The sequence below is a fragment of the uncultured Erythrobacter sp. genome (assembly GCF_947499705.1).
Classification (GTDB): domain Bacteria; phylum Pseudomonadota; class Alphaproteobacteria; order Sphingomonadales; family Sphingomonadaceae; genus Erythrobacter.
In genome coordinates, this window is sequence record NZ_CANMPJ010000001.1 from 2497380 (window position 1) to 2517311 (window position 19932).

The following is a 19932-nucleotide window of genomic DNA, read 5'->3' on the forward strand; positions in this document are numbered from 1 at the left end:
CGTCGGAAATCTACAATTTTTTGCTTTGGTTTCCGGTTAGCTCAGTTATCTTCACAATGTTTCTGATCGAGTGGGGGTGATCGAAACAGGGCATTGACCGGCAAATATGCCGGCAGCCGATCGCGTCGCACCGCGGTTTCCCTGCTCACCGTAGCAAGGGGAATATAATGAAAAATGCACTGCTGCTTTCGACCGCGCTCACTCTGGGTGTCGGGGCGTCAATGATGCTGCCTGTCGAACAAGTACGGGCCGATGACTGCCTGCTGGATCGCGACAATGACGGGATTGTCGATCAATTCACCGACAATGATGGCGGGGCGAACTCCAACAACAATGACGAGCGGTTGGCATGCGGTGTGGGTTCAGAAGCAACCGGCAACAGATCCACTGCGGTCGGTAACTCTGCGTCCGCCACGCAGGCCGATGCGACCGCGCTAGGTCAGGCTTCAATTGCATCGGGCATCAACTCCACCGCTGTGGGCGAGGATGCGATTTCAAACCAGAACGAAGCAACCAGCGTAGGGGCCGATTCAAGAGCCATTGGCCTCGAATCAACCGCGATTGGCCGCGCTGCGAACGCAACGGGAACCGGCGCAACAGCAGTTGGGCGCGGGGCGATTGCTTCGAACACCAGGGCCACCGCTGTTGGACGCAATTCGCAAGCGACGACGCTCGGTGCAACGGCAATTGGCGAAAGCTCCAGTGCGACCGCTTCAGGCACTGTCGCTCTGGGATATCTGGCGGAGGCTACCGGCATTTCCTCAACAAGTATTGGGGTAGATGCAGAGGCCAGTGCGACGAACTCCACCGCTTTGGGCTGGATCGCCGAAGCATCAGCCGTGGGCGCATCTGCCATCGGAAACCAGTCCGATGCAACCGGAGAAGATTCCACTGCGCTTGGCTTTGACGCTCGGGCTACGGCGACCGATGCATCAAGCTTCGGCGCGAGATCGCGAGCATCATTCGCCAATGCAACTTCGGTTGGATCGAACGCTAACGCATCCGCCGTGAATTCAACTGTTCTGGGCGCATACGCTGAGGCAGCCGGCATATCGTCAATAGCAATCGGCGTGGGAGCCGATGCAACCCAATCAAGTGCGGTCGCAATAGGGGCCAACAGTTTGGCCAGTGGGTCGAATTCGGTTGCGCTGGGAACGGACGTCGAAGCAAGTGCGACAAATACGGTCGCGATTGGTCACGATGCCATTGCCGATACAATCGATGCCACGGCAGTAGGCAAATCAGCCAGCGCGACCTCTGATAACGCCAGTGCATTTGGTGAATCGGCGAGCGCATCGGTGACAGGGGCTGTTGCTATTGGTGCAAATAGCTCATCGGCAGGGACAAGAACCGTCGCCCTTGGCACAAATTCTTCCGCCGCGAACACCCGCTCCATCGCAATAGGAGGCGATACTTCGACCAGCGGCAACCGCTCCATCGCCATAGGGGGCGAATCTTCAACCAGCGGCGCCAATTCGATTGCACTGGGTTCCAGTTCTCAAACGTTCAGCAGCGGTGCTATTGCTATCGGCGGTGATTCCAGTGACCCGGGAGAAGAGGGCGCGCAGGCAAGCGGAGTGGACTCCATCGCGTTTGGTGCAGATGCCAGCTCTGGGGGCACGGACGCAATCGCCATTGGCGCAGCCGCCAACGCCAATGGTAACGATGCAATCAGCATTGGCGGAAACACTTTGTCCACAACCCTAAGCATGGCAGTTGGCACCGGCGCACAGGCAACAAGTCCACGTGCCACAGCTCTTGGGTCGGCTGCAGTAGGTAGCGCGCAACGGAGCACGGCCGTAGGTTTCGAAACGGAAGCAACAGGCACCAACAGCACCGCATTGGGCAGCGCAGCTCTTGCCAGCGGAGAGAGTGCGACTGCTTTGGGCATCGCCACAACAGCCACCGACATTGGTGCGACAGCAATTGGAAATTCCGCCGATGCGACCTCTGTGAACACGACTGCGGTAGGCAGGGCAGCTCAGGCTACTGCCGGCTCCGCCGTCGCGCTTGGCAACGCTGCGAATGCCAGCGGCGTCTCTGCGTTTGCGCAGGGCTCCCTTGCCAGTGCATCGGGCGACAACTCGGTTGCAATTGGCGCACAAACTGTCGCCGCAGCCGAAGGTGCGATTGCGATTGGCGAAATGGCGGATGCTCAGGGTGTGGACAGCTTCGCGCTCGGCACGCTCACCACAGCCAGCGGGATAAGCGCAATCGCCATCGGCGGGGATGGTCCGATCGATGCCGATGATGAAGGGTCGGAGGCGACCGGTGATTATTCGACAGCTATTGGTCCGGACGCGAAGGCGACGGGTGCATTATCCTATTCGCTCGGCGCGATTTCCAGCGCGAGCGGGGTCAATTCAACCGCGCTCGGTTCTTTCGCCAATGCCAGCGGCGGGTCTTCACTGGCGCTTGGTTCGGGCGCAGACGCGACGGCCAACTTCTCCTCTGCCATCGGCACCGGATCGAGCGCGCTGCACGCCGCCTCCTTTGCCTTGGGCGCGGGTGCGATCACGACGCGGATCAACCAGATTGTGCTCGGACAGGACGGATCGGGCTTCGGCGCCACCGGCCCGGTGACTGTCACCATTCCTGGCTTGCCGACCGGAGCGTCGAACGCTGCGCAATCGGGATCGCTGTTCTTCGTTACGGTGGATTCTGCCGGGAACCTCGGATTCACCAACAGTGTGCCGTCGTCAGCCAGCGCGCCGGTAGGCATGGTGCAATCCAATCAGGCTGTCGCGTCAGAAGCCGCGCCGACCTTCACGCATACCAGCGTCGATGGAGGCCCGGTCGGAGCACCCGGCGAAGGTGTAATGACAGCCGATGCGACACGCGGGCTCGCCGAGCGTCCGACCGAGATTGCGATGATCGACGAAACGCAGGCGGTGACGGCACCGCCTGCTGACGCCGATGCGGACGCAGGCACACGCCGCGTGGCGACTTCGGCAACGGGAAGGAGCCCGGCAGTGCTCAACACCCTCGCCACGCCGGCGCTGGCGCAGGTGACGGATGCGCAGTTCACCCAGCTTTCGGGCAGAGTGACTGAGCTCGAAGGGCAAGTCGACACGCTGTTCGACCTTGCCGGAACGATCGACCGCGACGCGCAGCGCGGCATCGCGGCGATCGCAGCGCAGGCCAATCCGCACTTTCCCTCCGAAGCAGGCAAGACCAGCTACGCGAGCAATGTCGCGACCTATCGCGGCGAAGTGGGCGTGTCGCTGGGCGTGATGCACCGGTTGGAAGGCGACTTCGCCATCACCGCCGGTGTCACCTATGCAGGCGGCAATTCCACCGCCGTTCGCGCCGGTGTTGCCGGGGAGTTCTGACGCCGGCTTGATCGATCACCGAGCCGGGTGTCTCGCCTGAGGTGCCCGGCCATTTTCAGACTAGGCAACCACGCGAGTGTCGCTGAGATACTTGCGCTTGTAATCTCATTTGTCTTCAATGCGTTCCAACAGGGGCGCGAAGAATCGATGGCGAATTGCCGTCGCCGTCCCTTGCTGTGTCAAACGAAGGGACGTGCCATGAAGACCAGATATCTGCTTTCGACCGCTTTGAGCTTGGGTGTTGCTGCGAGTGTGTTGGCGACACCGCAAGAGGCACGGGCCGACGACTGTCTGCTGGACCGTGACGATGACGGCGTTGTCGATGCGGCGACTGACGATGATGGCGGGGCGGATTCGGGCGATGATGACACAGCGCTGGCTTGCGGGGTCGGGGCCGATGCAACGGGTACCGGAGCGACGGCGATTGGCGTGCAAGCCTCTGCGCTCGGAACACGAAGCACAGCCTTAGGCACAACGTCGAGTGCAACAGGTGAGGACAGCATCGCCATCGGCACTTTGGCCAACGCTTCACAAAGCCGCGCCGTTTCCATTGGCGAAGAATCGATCGCCAGTGGTTCGGTATCGGTAGCGATCGGCTCGGAAGCCGAGGCCACCGCGACACGCGCGACAGCTATCGGTTTCGATGCGCGCTCAACACAGCCCGGGGCAACCGCGCTCGGAAATAACGCATTGGGGCTCGGCAATTCCTCCACCGCGCTCGGTATTGGCGCAACCGCGAGAGACACGTTCGCAATTGCCATCGGACATGTGGCCACAGCGGAAGCGCGCAATTCCATCGCGGTCGGGAATAATGCCGATGCCCAGGGCGAAGACGCGATCTCGGTAGGGACCAATGCGGTGGCGACCGACAGTGGCTCTATCGCAATCGGCGGCGACGAAGGTGACGGCGATCTGCTTGGCGCGCAGGCGACAGGATTCAACGCCATTGCCATCGGCGCAGACACAGTTGCGAGCGCATCTGAAACGCTCGCGATTGGTCACACGGCCATGGCCACCGGAAATCGCGCTACGGCTGTTGGCACAAGCGCGGCAGCAACCGCCAGCGGCGCAGTCGCAATCGGCGACGACGCCGTTGCGGACATCACGCGGGCTACGGCGATTGGCGAAGATGCAGCGGCGAACGCAACGAGCAGTGTCGCGCTTGGAGCTGGCTCAGTTGCCACCCAGGCGAACACCGTCTCAATCGGCACCAGCGGCGGCGAGCGCCGGATTGTGAATGTCGGGGACGGCGTGGCGGATACCGATGCAGCGACCGTGGGGCAGCTCAATACGGCGATTGCCGGGATCTCGGTTAGCGGGAGCCCTTACATCGAAGTCAATTCCACAGGCACCGCAGCATCGGCGACCGGGGAAGACGCAATTGCAATCGGCGAATCCTCCAGCGCTTCCGCCATTGATGCAGTAGCCGTGGGCATGCAGGCAGACGCTGCTGGCCAATCCTCGATCGCAATCGGCACTCTGACTGAGACTGCGGGCTTCGGGTCGACCGCCATTGGATTTAACGCCGAAGCATTGGAGGTCGGTGCAACGGCAATTGGCAACGACGCATCTGTCGCGGCGGGCAGCACCGGCGCGATCGCCATCGGCGATGCGATCGTCGATGGCGTTCGCGCTATCGGTATTGGAGCAAATTCCAATGTCCGCGGCGACAGGAGCGTTGCGCTGGGAAGCCTTGCTTCGGTCGCTGTAGATGTGACCGACTCGGTGGCATTGGGAGCCAATTCGCTCGCCGACGAATCGAATGTCATCTCCGTCGGGCGTTCGGGTAGCGAACGGCGCATAGTCAACGTTGCAGAAGGCACAGCGCAAACTGACGCGGCAACGGTGGGCCAGCTAGACGCAGCCGTAGCCATGATTTTAGGCAGCGGAGACAGCAGCCCGTACATCGATGTGAATTCGGCCGGCACCCCGGCAAACGCGACCGGGACAGATGCCATTGCAATCGGTGCCAGCACAATCGCGAGCGATGAGAGCGCGATTGCCATCGGAACCGGAGCGGATTCCAGCAATGAAGCCGCTATCGCGATTGGCGAAGCGTCCGCTGCAACGATGGCCGGTGGCATCGCTATCGGCGGCGATGGCTTCGATCTTGGCACCGAGGGTGCGCGGGCAACCGGCGGTGGTGCCAGCATTGCAATCGGGGCCGATGCCCTCGCCAGCGGGTTACTCTCGACCACAGTTGGCTCAAATTCCCAGGCAACCGGGCAAATCTCGAGCGCATTCGGCGCCACCTCCCAGGCCACTGGGCAGTCTTCAACCGCTATTGGCTATGGTGCCGATGCGACCGCGCAGAGTGCCAGCGCGTTCGGCGCTACTGCGTCGGCTACAGGTGAGTTCTCGACCGCGATTGGTCAAAGCTCGTCAGCCAACATGAATAGCGCCAGCGCGCTAGGCTCCAGCGCGCAGGCCTCCGGATTGGCGGCAACCGCTATTGGCGCCTCCGCAGAAGCAAATGCTACCGATAGCACCGCTGTCGGACAGAACACGACGGCTCTTGGCGTCGGTTCGATTGCGCTTGGCGCGGACGCTTTTGCCAGAGAGGAAAGCTCAATATCCATCGGCGCTCAGTCTTTGTCCGATACGTCGGGTGCCATCGCCATTGGCGGCGACGGAACCGACAGTGATGCGCTGGGGGCGCAAGCCAGCGGCGAAGGCAGCACGGCTCTGGGTACCGATTCTGTTGCCAGCGCGTTTCTCGCCACCGCAACCGGGAATCAAGCGCGAGCTTCCGGGAGCGGCTCCACGGCACTGGGCGCATTCAGCAATGCGTCAGAGATTTCTTCCACCGCTATCGGGATTGCCGCTGCAGCGACGGGGGAGCGAGCAGTTGCTCTCGGGAATAATTCGGAGGCGACCGGGAGACTTTCCACGGCCCTCGGAACTGGCTCCGACGCAACGGCCGAACGGGCGGTCGCTCTAGGCAATATTGCCAATGCATCGGGTGTCAGCTCGGTGGCGATCGGCAGTGATGGTGACGACGATGACAGCGGCGGCTTTGCAGGCGCCCAAGCCCTTGGCACGCAGACAACATCTGTGGGTGCTGATGCTTTCTCGGCAGGTCTAAACACCACCGCGCTCGGCTCGGGAACACTGGCCACCGGCGTGCAATCCACCGCTGTCGGTTCTGGAGCTAGCGCGAACGGTGTCGGTGCACTCGCATTCGGTGCCTTTTCAACCGCACGTGGCACGTTCTCGACCGCACTCGGCTATCAGACCTTCGCGCCGGTCGACCGCGCCACGGCCATTGGCAACACCGCTCAGGCGACCAATGTGCAGGCGACAGCCATCGGTTTTGGAACGCGAGCTCGCGGGACGGACTCTACCGCTATCGGTTCGGGTGCTGTCGCGGATCAAGCCAATGCGACGGCCATCGGCACCGGTGCCACCACTACCGCAGCCAACCAAGTAGCCATTGGCGGCACGGGCAGCGCGGTCCGCATCGGCGATATCGAAGCGTCGACCATGGCGCAGTCTGGTCCTGTCGACGTGGTGACGGTTGATCAGAACGGCACGCTGGGGCGTCAGCAGGTCGCGACCGCCGCATCGGTAGCCAACGTCCGCACGTCTGTGAACGCTTTGGCGCAGGTCAGCGAGACGCAGTTCGGACAGCTCGAAACCAGCGTGCTGGCGCTCGATGGGCGGGTGAGTGGGCTGGAGTTTCAGCTCGAAGATCTCGACTCACGCACCCGCGGCGGGATCGCGGCGGCCATGGCGATGGGCGGACCCGCAATTGCTCCAGGCCAGAAAGTGTCGCTGTCGGTATCGGTTGCGAACTATCGCGGCGAACAAGCGATTGCGGGCAACGTCACCGGAGAAATTGCACCCGACGTCTATCTCTCGGCTGGTTTCAGCGGCAACACCGCCGACGGTGACATCGGCTCGCGCGCGACGGTGCTGTTCGGGTTTTAACCCCGGTTGGAGCTGCGCGTGGCTATTCCTCGCGCGGCTCCGACAGGCATACCCGGTCGCCTCGGCGCGCGACATTGAAACCGCGCGCCTCGACTTCGCGGCTTTGCTCGCTGTGCGGGTCGCGGATCGGATTGGTGTGGTTGTAGTGGATGAAGTGAACCTTGGCGCGCTCGGTATCGGGTAGCGTCTGCAAGCGATCCATTGTCGCCTTCACCCTTGGATGCGGGATTTCCGACATATCGCGACCAGCTAACTCGTTGTCGTCCCAGAAGGTTGCGTCGATGAAGAGGTTGTCCGCGCCGGCGACCAGTTCTTCCAGCGAACTTCCCGATGCCTCGGCGTATTCGTCCCAGCTATCAAGATCGGGCATGTAGATCGCGCGTTTGTCTGGCGTCATGATCAGGAAGCCGACAGTCTCGGAATACTCATCGCGATGTGGGACAGTGAGCGGGAGAACGCCGAACTCGTCTGAGAGCACGGCAAACTGCCCCTCGGCCATCTCGGTAATCGCGATATTTCCAAGTTCGACCAGCTGGCTCCACGGACCGTTGCTGCGCAAGAACTGGGCCATGCGCGGCATGGCGAAGACCGGCACGTCTTTCGCCCCGGCAGCCTCGCGGCCAAGATAGGCGAGGCCAAGATAGTGGCCGATATGCGCGTGGGTCAGGAAGATACCGTCAATCCTCAGACCCGGTTCGGGCGGCGTTGATCGGTCGGTCCGCGTCGCTTGCTCCAGGTCGGCGAGTTGCCGCGTGATCGCTGGAGTGGCGTCGAAGAGAAACCGCTGCCCGTTCTCGCGGTCAATCAGCCCGAGCGAGCTTGGATAGAGATATGGGCCGTTGTCGGAGAAATTCCCGATCTGCGGGGCGCCCGCATCCTGCCCTGCGCCGAGAACCACCAGCTCGCGCTGGCATTGCGGTTCTGGAAGCTCGGCTGGTTCAGCAGGTGGCAGCGCAATCGTTCCGCCGATTGCCGCGAGCGCGAGCAGACTCACTCGATCACGCGCCCGCGCACCATGACGAAATCAACGTCTTCAAGCACAGTCACATCAGCCAGCGGATTGCCATCGACTGCGATGATATCGGCGGAGAAACCGGCGGCAATGCGACCGATTTCATTCTCCATCCCGATAATCTCGGCGGCGACCGTGGTCGCACTTGCCAGAGCAGAGCGATCCGACATGCCATTGGCTTTCAGCAGCGCGAATTCGCCTGCATTCTCGCCATGCGGGAATACGCCTGCGTCGGTGCCAAACGCGACTTTGACGCCCCAGCGATCTGCACGCTCCACAATAGTGCCGGCGATCTCTGCCACCGCGCGGATCTTCTCTTCGACGACTGGTGTGTAGAACCCTTTGCCAAGGTTCCGCTTGATCCCTTCGTAGGCCATCAAAGTCGGCACAAGAGTTGTACCGCTGGCTTTCATCGCATCCGCAGCCGCTTCATCGATATAGGTTCCATGCTCGATCGTATGGACACCCGCACGCGCCGCCGCTTCGATCCCGCGTGCGCCGTGCGCGTGGGCTGCGACTTTCAGGCCGAGCGTCTCGGCGGTGTCGACGATCGACTTCATTTCTTCCGGCGTGAAATGCGCCTCTAGGCCCCTGCCCTGCTGGCTGAGCACGCCGCCGGTTGCGGTGATCTTGATCAGGTCGGCTCCGTATTTAGATGCGGTGCGAACCTTCTCGGCGCATTCGACCGGGCCGGTGCAGGCGAAGTCTGCGGTGATCGCGTCGTTCACTTCCTTGCGAAAGCCGTTCGTGTCTCCGTGTCCGCCGACAATCGCAATGGTGCGTCCCGACGTGACGATCCGGGGACCGGCCACCACGCCATCAGACGTCGCACGGCGCAGGCTTTGCATGACCTGATCGGTCCGCGAGCCAAGATCACGAACGGTAGTGAAACCTGCCAGCGCGGTGACCCGCGCGTTCTTGGCAGCGATCAGCGTATACCATTCAGGAGGGTTGGTCGCACCCCGCCAGAATTCGCCGCTGGGATCGCCGGAAAGATGCGTGTGCAGGTCGATCAGGCCGGGCAGCACTGTCTTGTCGGAGAGGTCAATCTCGCGATCCGCGTTCGTATCGCCCTCCCCTTCGGAAATGCTCACGATCCTGCCGTCTTCAATGATGATGGTCGCTGGCCCGGTCGGCGCGCTGGCAGCATCAACGATCACGCTGCCCGCACGGATAGCAATGGTTTCTGCCGCAACCGGCGCCGAAAGCACCGCTGCTATCGCCGCTGCGGGAACCGCGAGTTTGCTCAAGAATTTCATAAGTGTGCTCTCCCTTGGCAACGTGATGCCGTCCGATTGCCTTCGGCACAAGGGCGAAGATCGCGCGGTAAAGGCGCGCAACAGAATTTGCCTTACGCGGGGCGGTCGTTATGACTCCCCGCAATATTCCACCAAACAGGGACAATATTCGCATGACCTCCCGGCTGACCAAGACCGCCACCATCACTGCCACTTTGCTCGCAGGCGCATCGCTCGCCGCGACCGCACAGGCCCGCCCGATGACACCGGAAGACGTCGCCAAGCTCGAGAGCGTTGGTGCAATGGCTGTTTCACCCGATGGCACGCGGATCGCCTACACCACGTCGAGCCTGCCCGATGTGACCGAGGGTGAAGACAATGGCGGTTTCAAAAGCGAGCTGAAGATCGCGACCGCGCCCGATGTGGCGCGCGCTTATCTGCCGGATGACGTCAGCCCCGGCGGCGTCGCGTTCTCTCCCGATGGCCGCATGGTCACGTTCCTGTGGTCGAAAGACAAGGAAGATCGCGCTGTCTGGGGCGTGCCGGTTGATGGCGGTACTTACACCAAGATCGCAGCGGTCGAAGACACCGGCGTGCGCAGCTATCGCTTCAGCCCCGATGGCGGCACGATCTATCTGCTGACCGGCCCGGGTGAAGACAAGCAGCGCGAAAAACAGCGCAAGGCTGGCTTCAACTCGAAGGTCTATGAAGAGGAATTCAAGCCCGCACGCATGTTCGCAGCGACCGTGGGCACCGAAGTTGACGAAAGCCCGCGTGAGATCGCCCTTCCCGGCTTTGTAAGCGCGTTCGATGTCGCTGCCGATGGCCGTATGGGCATCGTCGAAACCGCTCCCACCCCGCTTGTCGACGACAGCTACACCAAGAAGCGGGTTAACATTTTCGACCTCAATGCCGGCGAAGTCACCAACGTGATCGCCACGCCGGGCAAGATCGGCGATGTCGAGATTTCACCTGACGGCCGGCAGCTTTCGCTGATTGCCGGGGTCGATATGAACGACCCGGCAGCGACCACGCTCCACCTCGTTGACACAGTAACGGGCGAGTACCGCGCGCTGAATGCAGGCGCCGCCGAGGCTGCAACGGACGCCGAGTGGCTCGACGATGGCCGCCTAGCGGTTACCGTCGATGTTGGCGCGCAGTCAGTGCTGCGCTTCTACAATGCCGATGGCAGTCTGGCCGAAGAGATCGATCCGGGTGCGCTCATCTTGACCGGGGTCGAGGCCGATGGTGGGACGCTCGCCGTGCGCGCCGACAGCCCTTCACATCCGAGTGAGCTGTTCGTCGTGAGGGACGGCTCGTTCCAGCGCTGGACCAGCCACAACCCCTGGCTGGCCGATATCGATATGGGCGAGCAGCGCACCTACACCTACACCGCCCGCGACGGCCAAGAGGTCGAAGGCGTGCTGATCCTGCCGGTCGGCGGCGTTCCCGAAGGCGGCGCTCCGACGATCATGAACATCCATGGCGGCCCTGAGGCACATGAAAGCAATGGCTGGCAGACCGCCTATTCAAAACCGGGGCAGATGGCTGCGGGTAAGGGTTATGCGGTGTTCCTGCCGAACTATCGCGGCTCAACCGCCTACGGCACCGCATTCTCGAAACAGCATCAGGACAATTACACCGATCCTGAGTTCACCGACATTGTCGATGCCAAGCGCGCATTGGTCGCCGAAGGCATCACCGATGGTGACCGCACCGGGATCACCGGCGGTTCGTATGGCGGCTATGCCAGTGCATGGGGCGCGACCTATCACTCCGCCGAATATGCAGCGTCGGTGATGTTCGTTGGCATTTCCAATCAGGTTTCGAAGTTCGGCACCGGCGACATTCCATACGAAATGTACAACGTGCACAGCCGCAAATGGCCGTGGGATGATTGGGTCAAAATGCTCGAAGTCTCGCCGGTCTATCACGTCGACAAGGCCAACACGCCAACGCTGATCATGCACGGCGAGGAAGACACCCGCGTCGATCCGGGCCAGAGCCTTGAGCTTTATCGCTCGCTGAAAGTGCGCAAGCCAGATGTGCCGGTGCGGATGGTGTTCTATCCGGGTGAAGGCCACGGCAACCGTCAGGCCGGATCGCGCTACGATTACAGCCTACGGATGCTCGAATGGTTCGACACCTATCTGATGACCGGCGACCGCCGCGCCCCAATGCCGGACCCGCGTCCACAATTGGCCGAGGGTGCCAAGGGTTCGAGCGCCGACGATACGGACGACGATAGCGAGGATTGATCAAAGGCATCTAAGCCGGTCGCGCTATGTCGACGCCAAAGGCGTCGCAAGGCCGACCGGCCGCCCGCAGCGATGCGGCTGAAAGCCGTACGAGCGAGGATATCGAACCCCGGATGGGGTGCGGAGAATCAAAACGTATACCCGATCCCAATCCCGCCGATAAACTGGTCCGCACTGCCGCGCACTGAGGTGAACGGCGTATCCGCCGCATCGCCGACCAGCCGCGAATAGCCGCCGATGCCGTAGATGTTGAAACCGCCGTTCATCACATTGTTGTCTAGGTCGATGGTTGCGATGGCTAAGGCGCCGACGCTGTTCAGCCCGCCATCGGCGGAAAACTGCGCCAGCCCGCTCGCCGCGCTCTGCTGCGGTGTAACGCTGTAGTAATAATCCGCAAAATTGTCGTCGACGAAGCTGAGATTTCCGGACAGTTGGATCGCTGCACCGCGCCCGAGCGGGGTGAAGTAGGATACCCCCGGCTCGATCAACATTCCGTCATGCGCGCCAAGAATATCCCAGCTCACCTGTGTCGATAGGGACAGGCGGTCAAAGCGGTTGATCACTCCGGGAAAGCTCACACCGGCCTGCGCCCCGACTTCAATGGCGGTGTCCAGATCTCCGGCGAGTTCGACCACTTCATCTTCGATCTGACCGTCGCGGTCATTGCGAAGGCGGAAGGTTGGCCCGAAGGAAAAGCTGGTCTCGGGCGGACCTCCGGTCGGTGCCTGCGACAACAGATCCAGCGCAAAGCCGGGGCCGTTGGGGCTGATGCCCACTCCTGCAACACGGCCGACGATCAGCGGAAGCGGAAAGACGACATAGTCGTTGGAGCCTGAATAGCTCGGCACCAATCCGGCACCGATCCCGATCGTCGCCCATGTCTCGTCGAAGACAGGCTTTTCGCCTGGCCGCATTCCGGGAGGACCGACCGCTGGCGGACCTTGGCGTTCGGTGTCCTGCGACCCCCCCTGAAACGCGGTGAGTTCGAAACCTTCTGCGCTTTCATTGTCGGGCGCCGCCATTTCTATCACAGCGCCGCCTGCCTCTTCCGCCAACGCAGGTGAGATACCGAGGAACGCGGTAGCACCGCCGAGAGTTAGGGAAACACGACCAAATCTACGCATGATATTCAACAGGCTCCTAAATCGACCGGGCAGCGCCCAGTCGACAATCCAATGCCGGGGACGATTGCCCGTTCCCGGCCCACATGTCGCATTTGGTGCGGTGAGGCGTTTCGGTCACGCCGCGACATTGCTCCATCCGGCCCGCTCGCCTAGGGCAAATGCCGCATGAGCGATTCAGAACAAGACGCGATGACGGATGTCGCAATCGTCGGCGGCGGGTTGGCCGGGGGGCTGATTGCGCTCGCTCTGAACCGGCATGCGCCAGACACACGGTTTGTGCTGATCGAGGCAGGCAAAGTACTGGGCGGAAACCATCGCTGGAGCTGGTTCGAAAGCGATCTCGACGCGGCGGGCAAGGAATTGCTGTCGCCCTTGCGCCAGACAGAATGGCACAAAGGCTACGAGGTCAGGTTTCCGAAGTACCGGCGTAAGCTCGACACCGGCTATCGTTCGATGTCATCGGGCGACTTCCACGAGGCGCTCAGCCGAATTCTCCCTGAGGGCAGTCTGGTGTTCAACCGCAAGGCATCGGCAATCGATGCGCGCGGGGTCGATCTGGATGACGGGACCCGGATCAAGGCACGCACGGTCATCGATTGCCGCAGCTTTACGCCAAGCGAGCATTTGCGCGGCGGTTGGCAGGTCTTTCTCGGACGGCAGATGCGGCTGGACAAGCCGCATGGGATCGAACGCCCGATGATCATGGATGCGAGCGTCGATCAAGTCGCGCCGCATGGCAATGGCGGAGCCTACCGCTTCGTCTATGTCCTGCCGCTGGGCGCGCATGACGTGTTTGTGGAGGACACCTACTATGCCGACGATCCGATGCTGGATCGCGGAGCATTGTCCGCGCGGATCGACCAATATTGCCACCAACATGGCTGGCAGAAAGGCGTTCCGGTGGGTCACGAAGCGGGCGTTTTGCCGGTCCTGACCGGAGGCGACTTCTCTGCCTATCAAAACGAAGTGCGGATCGACGGCGTCGCGGTGGCGGGAGCGCGCGGCGGCTTCGTCCATCCGCTGACCAGCTACACCATCCCGATTGCGGTCGAGAATGCCCTGGCGATTGCCGCAGAGGCCGATCTGCCCGGCGCACAGCTCGCCGCCATGATGGAAGCGCGCGCGCGCAAACACTGGCGCAGTACCGGCTATTACCGCTTGCTTGGCAGGTTTTTGTTCTTCGCTGCGGATCCAGAACGCCGCGTGAACATTTTTCAGAGGTTCTACGGATTGCGACCGCGCCTGATCGAGAGGTTCTACGCGGCGCGCTCAAGTTCGTTTGACAAGGTGCGCGTCCTTTGGGGCAACCCGCCCGTATCTATTCACCGAGCCATCGCCGCGATGTTCAAGCGCGGCAAACCCCTGAAAACTCCCACCCAGACGGAGACTCCGGCATGAATGCTGATGCCAAGCTAGACCTCAATCCTCCGGTGACCGGAGGTAAAGGGATCAATCCGGCGATTGCCGAGAAATACGAAGGCAAAAGTGCGTGCGTTGTTGGCGCCGGGTTTGGCGGGATGGCGCTGGCGATCCGGCTGCAATCGGCGGGCATCACGACCACCGTGGTCGAAGCCCGCGACAAGCCGGGTGGTCGGGCTTACTTCTGGGAAAAGGAAGGCTTCACCTTCGACGCAGGGCCGACCGTCATCACCGACCCGCCTTGCTTGAAAGAGCTATGGGAGCTGACCGGCCACGACATCGCCGAAGACGTTGAGCTGATGAACGTGATGCCATTCTACCGCCTGAACTGGCCCGACGGCACGAACTTCGATTATTCGAACGACGAAGACCAACTCAACGCCGAGATCGCGAAGCTCAACCCCGACGACGTGATCGGTTATCAGCGCTTCCTCGAATACGCCTCTGAGGTGCACGAAGAAGGCTATGTGAAGCTCGGTCACAAGCCGTTTCTCGACTTCAAGAGTATGCTCAAGGCGGCGCCTGCCCTGGTCAAGAAACAAGCATGGCGCAGCGTCTATTCGATGGTGTCGAGCTATATCGAAAGCGAGAAACTGCGCGAGGCATTGAGCTTCCACACGCTTTTGGTCGGCGGCAGCCCGATGAAGACGAGCTCGATCTACGCGCTGATCCACAAGCTGGAAAAAGATGGCGGCGTCTGGTGGGCGCGCGGCGGGACCAACCGTCTGATCGCGGGCATGGTGCGGCACTTCGAGCGGCTCGGCGGCACGATGCGCATCGGCGATGGTGTTAAGCAGGTTCACACGGTCGGCACTCGCGCCACCGAGGTGGAAACCGAAAGCGGTTGGAAACAGCGCTTCGACGCGGTCGCTTCGAATGCCGACATCATGCATTCTTACAAAGATTTGCTCTCAGCATCGCCGCGCGGTCCCAAATACGCGAAGTCGCTGAACCGCAAGAGCTTCAGCCCCTCTCTATTCGTGGTCCATTTCGGCCTCGAAGGCACATGGCCGGGCATTCCGCACCACATGATCCTGTTCGGCCCGCGCTACAAAGGGCTGGTCGAGGACATCTACAAGAACGGCGTGCTGCCGCAGGATTTCTCGATCTACCTGCACCACCCGACGGTCAGCGATCCCAGCATGGCTCCGAAGGGCAAGAGCACGTTCTACGCGCTCGTTCCGGTCGCACATATGGGCAAGATGCCGATCGACTGGGACGTCGAGGGTCCTAAGCTGGAGAAGGCAATCCTGGACGAAGTCGGTCGGCGCCTGATCCCGGACATCCACGACCGGATCGTCACCAAGTTCAGCTACGCCCCGAAGGATTTCAAGCAGGACCTCAACGCCCACATGGGCAGCGCCTTCAGCCTCGAACCCGTGCTGTGGCAAAGCGCCTATCTGCGCGGCCACAACCGCGACGACGTGATCGAAAACTTCTACCTCGTCGGCGCGGGCACCCATCCGGGCGCGGGCATTCCGGGAGTGGTCGGCAGCGCCAAGGCAACGGCGGGTATTGTTCTGGAGGATTTGGCGGCTAAGGCGACTGCATGAGTCAAATGAAACGTCTCGCCGTCTATTGCGGATCCGCCTCGCCCGAAGACCCGCGCTATCTCCAGCTTGCAACCGAAGTCGGCAATGGCCTCGCCGAGCGCGGGATCGGCGTTGTCTATGGCGGCGGGCGCCTCGGGCTGATGGGCGCAGTCGCCAAGGGCGCGAAAGATGCGGGCGGCGAAGTCATCGGGGTGATCCCAGAAGCGCTGGTGAACTCCGAGGTCGCCAATCACAATTGCGACGAATTGATCACCGTCACCGGCATGCATGAGCGCAAGCAGCGCTTTACTGATCTGTCCGATGGTTTTGTCACCATACCCGGCGGCGTCGGCACCATGGATGAGCTATGGGAAGCGATGAGCTGGGCGCAGCTTGGTTATCACTCGGACCCGGTCGGGCTGCTTAACGCGTTCGGGTTCTACGACGACCTGATCAAGTTCAACGCAAAGATGGCTGCAGTCGGCTTCGTCCGTCCGGCGCATCAGAACATCCTGATCAGCGCCGATACCTTGTCAGAACTGCTCGCCAAGATGAAGAGCTACACGCCGCACACGCCGATCTTCCGAATGAAGGCCGAGGAGCTTTAGCGAGCACTCAATGGGCGTCGAACCAGTCCTTGAAACCAAGCTGGAAACCAGCCGCCGCGAGGCTTTGGTCGAGCACGCACGGCTCGCGATCAAGCATGGCTCGCAGAGTTTCTCTGCTGCCGCCCGGCTGTTCGACGCGGAAACGCGCGAGCGCGCTTGGCTGCTCTATGCATGGTGCCGCCGCTGCGATGATATTGCCGACAATCAGGTCATGGGCGGCGAATTGGGCGACCAGTCCAATCTCGAAAGCCGCCTCAACCTGATCCGCAAGCTGACCGCCAAGGCGTTTGCGGGCGAGCCCACCGGTGATCCGGCCTTCGATGCGCTGGGCATCGTCGCGAGCGAAGTGGGCCTCACCCCGGCCATGGCCGAAGACGTAATCGCCGGTTTCGCGCTTGACGCTGAGGATTGGCGCCCGCGCACCGAGGCAGACATGATGCGCTATTGCTATCACGTCGCTGGGGCCGTCGGTGTGATGATGGCGGTGGTAATGGGTGTGTCGCCGGACGATCAGGACACGCTCGACCGCGCCAACGATCTTGGCCTCGCATTCCAGCTGTCGAACATCGCCCGCGATATCGTAGAGGATGACGCTGCGGGTCGCTGTTATCTGCCGATCCGCTGGCTGGTCGAGGAAGATATCGAACCCGGGCAGCACACCAAGCCGCACCACCGTCAGGAACTCGCCGATATGGCTGCGCGACTGGTAACACTGGTCGAAAAACACGAAGCCGCCGCCCGGGTTGGAGCCGCACGTCTGCCCTTCCGCAGCCGCTGGGCGGTGCTGTCTGCCGCACGTATATACGGCGCGATCGGGCGCAAAGTCCGCAAACGCGGGACCGAAGCATGGAACAGCCGTACCTATGTGCCGCGCTGGGAAAAGGCGATGTATGGCGCGCGCGCATTCCTCTCTGCGGCAATCAACCGCGAGAAGCACCCGGACGGCCCTATCACTTGGGGCATCAAGGATTTCCGACCTGATCCTGCTTGATGCGCGAGCCACGTCGGCGTAGCGCTGCTGTTCATGAGAGGACTCCCGATATGTGCCGCCGCGCTTGCGCTTGCCGCTCCCGCTTTGGCTGACAACCACACCACGCCGGAACAAGACGCGGTCGCCGAAGCGGCCACCAACTTCATGGCTGCCATTTCGAGCGATGACAGAACACTGCTGGCCGAGCTGATGGTCTCCGAGGGCATGATCTTCGTTCACAACCGGATGGACTCTGCGAACCCGCGCCTCGCAATCGTGCCCGTCGCCGACCATGTCGAAAGTTGGAAGACACGAACCGCCGATTACGAAGAGGTGATGAACTACTCGCACATCCTGGTGGACGGCGACATGGCGCAGGTCTGGGGACCGTATTCTTTCACCGCCGACGGCACGTTGACCCATTGCGGCATCAATTCGCTGAGCATGGTGAAACGCGACGGAGCATGGAAGGTCGGCAACACAAGTTTCACAATGGTCAAGCCATCGGAGTGCATGGCCGTTGGCGCAGACTGGGTCGAAGGCGATGATAGCTAAACTCCTGATCGCCAATCGCGGCGAGATTGCCTGCCGGATCATGCGCACCGCGCGCGAAATGGGCGTTGCCACGGTCGCGGTCTATTCGGATGCCGATGCTAAGGCGCTGCATGTGCGATCCGCTGACGAGGCGGTGCATATTGGCCCCTCGCCCGCCGCCGAGAGTTATCTGGTCGGCGAAAAGATCATCGCGGCGGCCAAAGAGACCGGCGCAGAAGCGATCCATCCCGGCTACGGATTCCTGTCGGAGAACGCGGGCTTCGCGCAGGCGGTAATCGACGCCGGGTTGATCTGGGTCGGCCCCAAGCCCGAAAGCATCCGCGCGATGGGTCTGAAAGACGCCGCCAAGGGGCGCATGATCGCTGCCGGTGTGCCGGTTACGCCCGGTTATCTGGGTGAAGACCAATCGGTCGAGCGCCTCACCAAGGAAGCCGACGCCATCGGCTACCCCGTCCTCATCAAGGCAGTCGCGGGCGGCGGCGGCAAGGGCATGCGCAAGGTCGAGCAGGCCGAGAATTTCGCGGCTGATCTGGAAAGTTGCCGACGCGAAGCCAAGGCGAGCTTCGGCAATGACGAAGTGCTGCTGGAGAAGTGGATCACCTCACCCCGCCATATCGAGGTGCAGGTGTTCGGCGATGCCCACGGCAATGTCGTCCACCTGTTCGAGCGCGACTGCTCGCTGCAACGCCGCCACCAGAAGGTGATCGAGGAAGCCCCCGCCCCCGGCATGGACGAGGCCACTCGCGAAGAAATCTGCGCCGCCGCCGTGCGCGCCGCCAAAGCAGTCGATTACGAGGGCGCGGGCACCATCGAATTCATCGCCGACGCCAGCGAAGGCCTGCGCGCCGACCGCATCTTCTTTATGGAGATGAACACGCGGCTTCAGGTCGAACACCCGGTGACCGAGGAGATCACAGGGGTGGACTTGGTCGAGTGGCAGCTGCGCGTCGCAAGCGGCGAGCCAATTCCGGTCAAGCAGGAAGAGTTGAGCATGAACGGCTGGGCCATCGAAGCACGGCTCTATGCGGAAGACCCGGCGAAGGGGTTTTTGCCGAGTACGGGGCGGCTCGATCACCTCGAACTTGTAGGCGACCGTGTGGAAACAGGAGTGGAAGAGCGAGACGATATCTCACCTTTTTACGATCCGATGATCGCAAAGCTCATTAGCTGGGGCGAAGATCGAGAGGAGGCCATCAAAGGCCTGTTAGACTCCTGTCTGGGCACCGAAGTTGAACCCGTGCGCACGAACGCCTGGTTTCTCGCTCGTCTGCTCGCCGAAGCATCCTTCCGGGAAGGCGACCTGAGCACAGGCTTCATAGGCGAGAATCAAGATCGATTGATCGATCCACCGGTCGCATCGCATGCGCTGCTGCAAGCTGCTGCGGACGAGCTGGTTTCGGAGCAACACTCAGATGACGAAAGCTACATGCTCAAATCTCTGCGGGGATTGCGTCTCAATCGCCGACCAGAGCACTCGGTCCGACTTCGGGTGGACGGTGAAACGCAGACAGTCGAGCTTAGCGACCAAGAGGTTTGGGAGGGATACGTTCGAACTCTCGTCAGGGAGGGAGATGTCCGCACACTGTTTGAAAACGGCGCAGCGTTCAAGGTTTCGAGCGACAGGAACGAAGCAGGCGGAGCCACCTCCGCCGCCGATGGCGCTATCCTTGCTCCCATGCCGGGCAAGGTTATCGCCGTCGATGTGGCCGAGGGCGATGCTGTCACCGCGGGCCAGCGGCTGATGGTACTTGAGGCGATGAAGATGGAGCACGCGCTCACCGCGCCGTTTGACGGGACCGTGACCGAGCTTTCCGCCAGCACCGGCGGGCAAGTGCAGGTCGAAGCGGTGCTTTGCGTGGTGGAGCCCAGTGAGTAACGCGCCCACCCCCAACCCCTCCCGCAAGCGGGAGGGGGGCGAGACTTGCCAGCTTGCTGGCTTAGTCGCAGCGGGGTG

General features: G+C 61.9%; 12 protein-coding genes. 9 read left to right on the top strand and 3 right to left on the bottom strand.

All coding sequences use genetic code 11. The features are described 5' to 3' along the window. The first annotated feature begins 167 nt into the window (after positions 1-167). Together Q0837_RS11690 and Q0837_RS11695 are read left to right on the top strand one after the other, a co-directional pair. Complete coding sequence (locus tag Q0837_RS11690) at positions 168-3332, top strand: YadA-like family protein (RefSeq protein ID WP_298469196.1); 3165 nt, start codon at positions 168-170, stop codon at positions 3330-3332. A gap of 198 nt (positions 3333-3530) precedes the next feature. Further along, positions 3531-7262: a hypothetical protein gene (locus tag Q0837_RS11695; protein WP_298469198.1), complete on the top strand. Its 3732-nt coding sequence runs from the start codon at positions 3531-3533 to the stop codon at positions 7260-7262. A 22-nt stretch (positions 7263-7284) separates the two neighbouring features. Here Q0837_RS11695 and Q0837_RS11700 read toward each other — a convergent pair whose 3' ends face one another. Together Q0837_RS11700 and Q0837_RS11705 are read right to left on the bottom strand one after the other, a co-directional pair. Next, positions 7285-8256 carry an MBL fold metallo-hydrolase gene (locus Q0837_RS11700; RefSeq protein WP_298469199.1) on the bottom strand — a complete coding sequence of 324 codons (972 nt, stop codon included), beginning with the start codon at positions 8254-8256 and terminating at the stop codon, positions 7285-7287. Continuing rightward, positions 8253-9533 carry an amidohydrolase family protein gene (locus tag Q0837_RS11705; RefSeq protein WP_298469201.1) on the bottom strand — a complete coding sequence of 427 codons (1281 nt, stop codon included), beginning with the start codon at positions 9531-9533 and terminating at the stop codon, positions 8253-8255. The genes Q0837_RS11700 and Q0837_RS11705 overlap by 4 nt, the downstream gene beginning before the upstream one ends. 152 nt (positions 9534-9685) lie before the next feature. Here Q0837_RS11705 and Q0837_RS11710 point away from each other — a divergent pair, with 152 nt between their 5' ends. Next, positions 9686-11770 carry a S9 family peptidase gene (locus Q0837_RS11710; protein WP_298469203.1) on the top strand — a complete coding sequence of 695 codons (2085 nt, stop codon included), beginning with the start codon at positions 9686-9688 and terminating at the stop codon, positions 11768-11770. 128 nt (positions 11771-11898) lie between these two features. Here the strand turns inward: Q0837_RS11710 and Q0837_RS11715 are convergent, their stop codons facing one another. Beyond that, a complete protein-coding gene (locus Q0837_RS11715; RefSeq protein ID WP_298469205.1) occupies positions 11899-12894 on the bottom strand; it encodes a MipA/OmpV family protein in 996 nt (331 codons plus the stop codon). A 165-nt stretch (positions 12895-13059) separates the two neighbouring features. On the opposite strand from Q0837_RS11715, the gene crtY reads away from it, so the two are divergent. From crtY to Q0837_RS11745, 6 genes are read left to right on the top strand one after another with little or no spacing between them, the layout of a single operon-like run. After that, positions 13060-14292 (top strand): lycopene beta-cyclase CrtY, encoded by a 1233-nt coding sequence (crtY, locus tag Q0837_RS11720; protein WP_298469206.1) that lies wholly within the window; start codon positions 13060-13062, stop codon positions 14290-14292. After that, positions 14289-15866 (top strand): phytoene desaturase, encoded by a 1578-nt coding sequence (locus tag Q0837_RS11725; RefSeq protein ID WP_298469209.1) that lies wholly within the window; start codon positions 14289-14291, stop codon positions 15864-15866. Before crtY ends, Q0837_RS11725 begins: the two co-directional genes overlap by 4 nt. Positions 15867-15871: 5 nt before the next feature. Beyond that, positions 15872-16453, top strand: a complete 582-nt coding sequence (locus tag Q0837_RS11730; RefSeq protein WP_298469892.1) for a TIGR00730 family Rossman fold protein — start codon at positions 15872-15874, stop codon at positions 16451-16453. A 10-nt stretch (positions 16454-16463) separates the two neighbouring features. Then, positions 16464-17444: a phytoene/squalene synthase family protein gene (locus tag Q0837_RS11735; protein WP_298469212.1), complete on the top strand. Its 981-nt coding sequence runs from the start codon at positions 16464-16466 to the stop codon at positions 17442-17444. Between the two features lie 33 nt (positions 17445-17477). Continuing rightward, on the top strand, positions 17478-17978 hold the full coding sequence (locus Q0837_RS11740) for a nuclear transport factor 2 family protein (protein ID WP_298469216.1): 501 nt from the start codon (positions 17478-17480) through the stop codon (positions 17976-17978). Beyond that, complete coding sequence (locus Q0837_RS11745) at positions 17968-19854, top strand: acetyl/propionyl/methylcrotonyl-CoA carboxylase subunit alpha (protein ID WP_298469219.1); 1887 nt, start codon at positions 17968-17970, stop codon at positions 19852-19854. Before Q0837_RS11740 ends, Q0837_RS11745 begins: the two co-directional genes overlap by 11 nt. Positions 19855-19932 lie beyond the last annotated feature (78 nt).

Bases quoted from the DNA above. Each gene is read 5' to 3' on its own strand.
- crtY (WP_298469206.1), top strand. From the start codon at position 13,060: ATGAGCGATTCAGAACAAGACGCGATGACGGATGTCGCAATCGTCGGC.
- Q0837_RS11690 (WP_298469196.1), top strand. From the start codon at position 168: ATGAAAAATGCACTGCTGCTTTCGACCGCGCTCACTCTGGGTGTCGGG.
- Q0837_RS11705 (WP_298469201.1), bottom strand. From the start codon at position 9,533: ATGAAATTCTTGAGCAAACTCGCGGTTCCCGCAGCGGCGATAGCAGCG.
- Q0837_RS11715 (WP_298469205.1), bottom strand. From the start codon at position 12,894: ATGCGTAGATTTGGTCGTGTTTCCCTAACTCTCGGCGGTGCTACCGCG.
- Q0837_RS11735 (WP_298469212.1), top strand. From the start codon at position 16,464: ATGGGCGTCGAACCAGTCCTTGAAACCAAGCTGGAAACCAGCCGCCGC.
- Q0837_RS11710 (WP_298469203.1), top strand. From the start codon at position 9,686: ATGACCTCCCGGCTGACCAAGACCGCCACCATCACTGCCACTTTGCTC.
- Q0837_RS11740 (WP_298469216.1), top strand. From the start codon at position 17,478: ATGAGAGGACTCCCGATATGTGCCGCCGCGCTTGCGCTTGCCGCTCCC.
- Q0837_RS11725 (WP_298469209.1), top strand. From the start codon at position 14,289: ATGAATGCTGATGCCAAGCTAGACCTCAATCCTCCGGTGACCGGAGGT.
- Q0837_RS11730 (WP_298469892.1), top strand. From the start codon at position 15,872: ATGAAACGTCTCGCCGTCTATTGCGGATCCGCCTCGCCCGAAGACCCG.
- Q0837_RS11745 (WP_298469219.1), top strand. From the start codon at position 17,968: ATGATAGCTAAACTCCTGATCGCCAATCGCGGCGAGATTGCCTGCCGG.
- Q0837_RS11695 (WP_298469198.1), top strand. From the start codon at position 3,531: ATGAAGACCAGATATCTGCTTTCGACCGCTTTGAGCTTGGGTGTTGCT.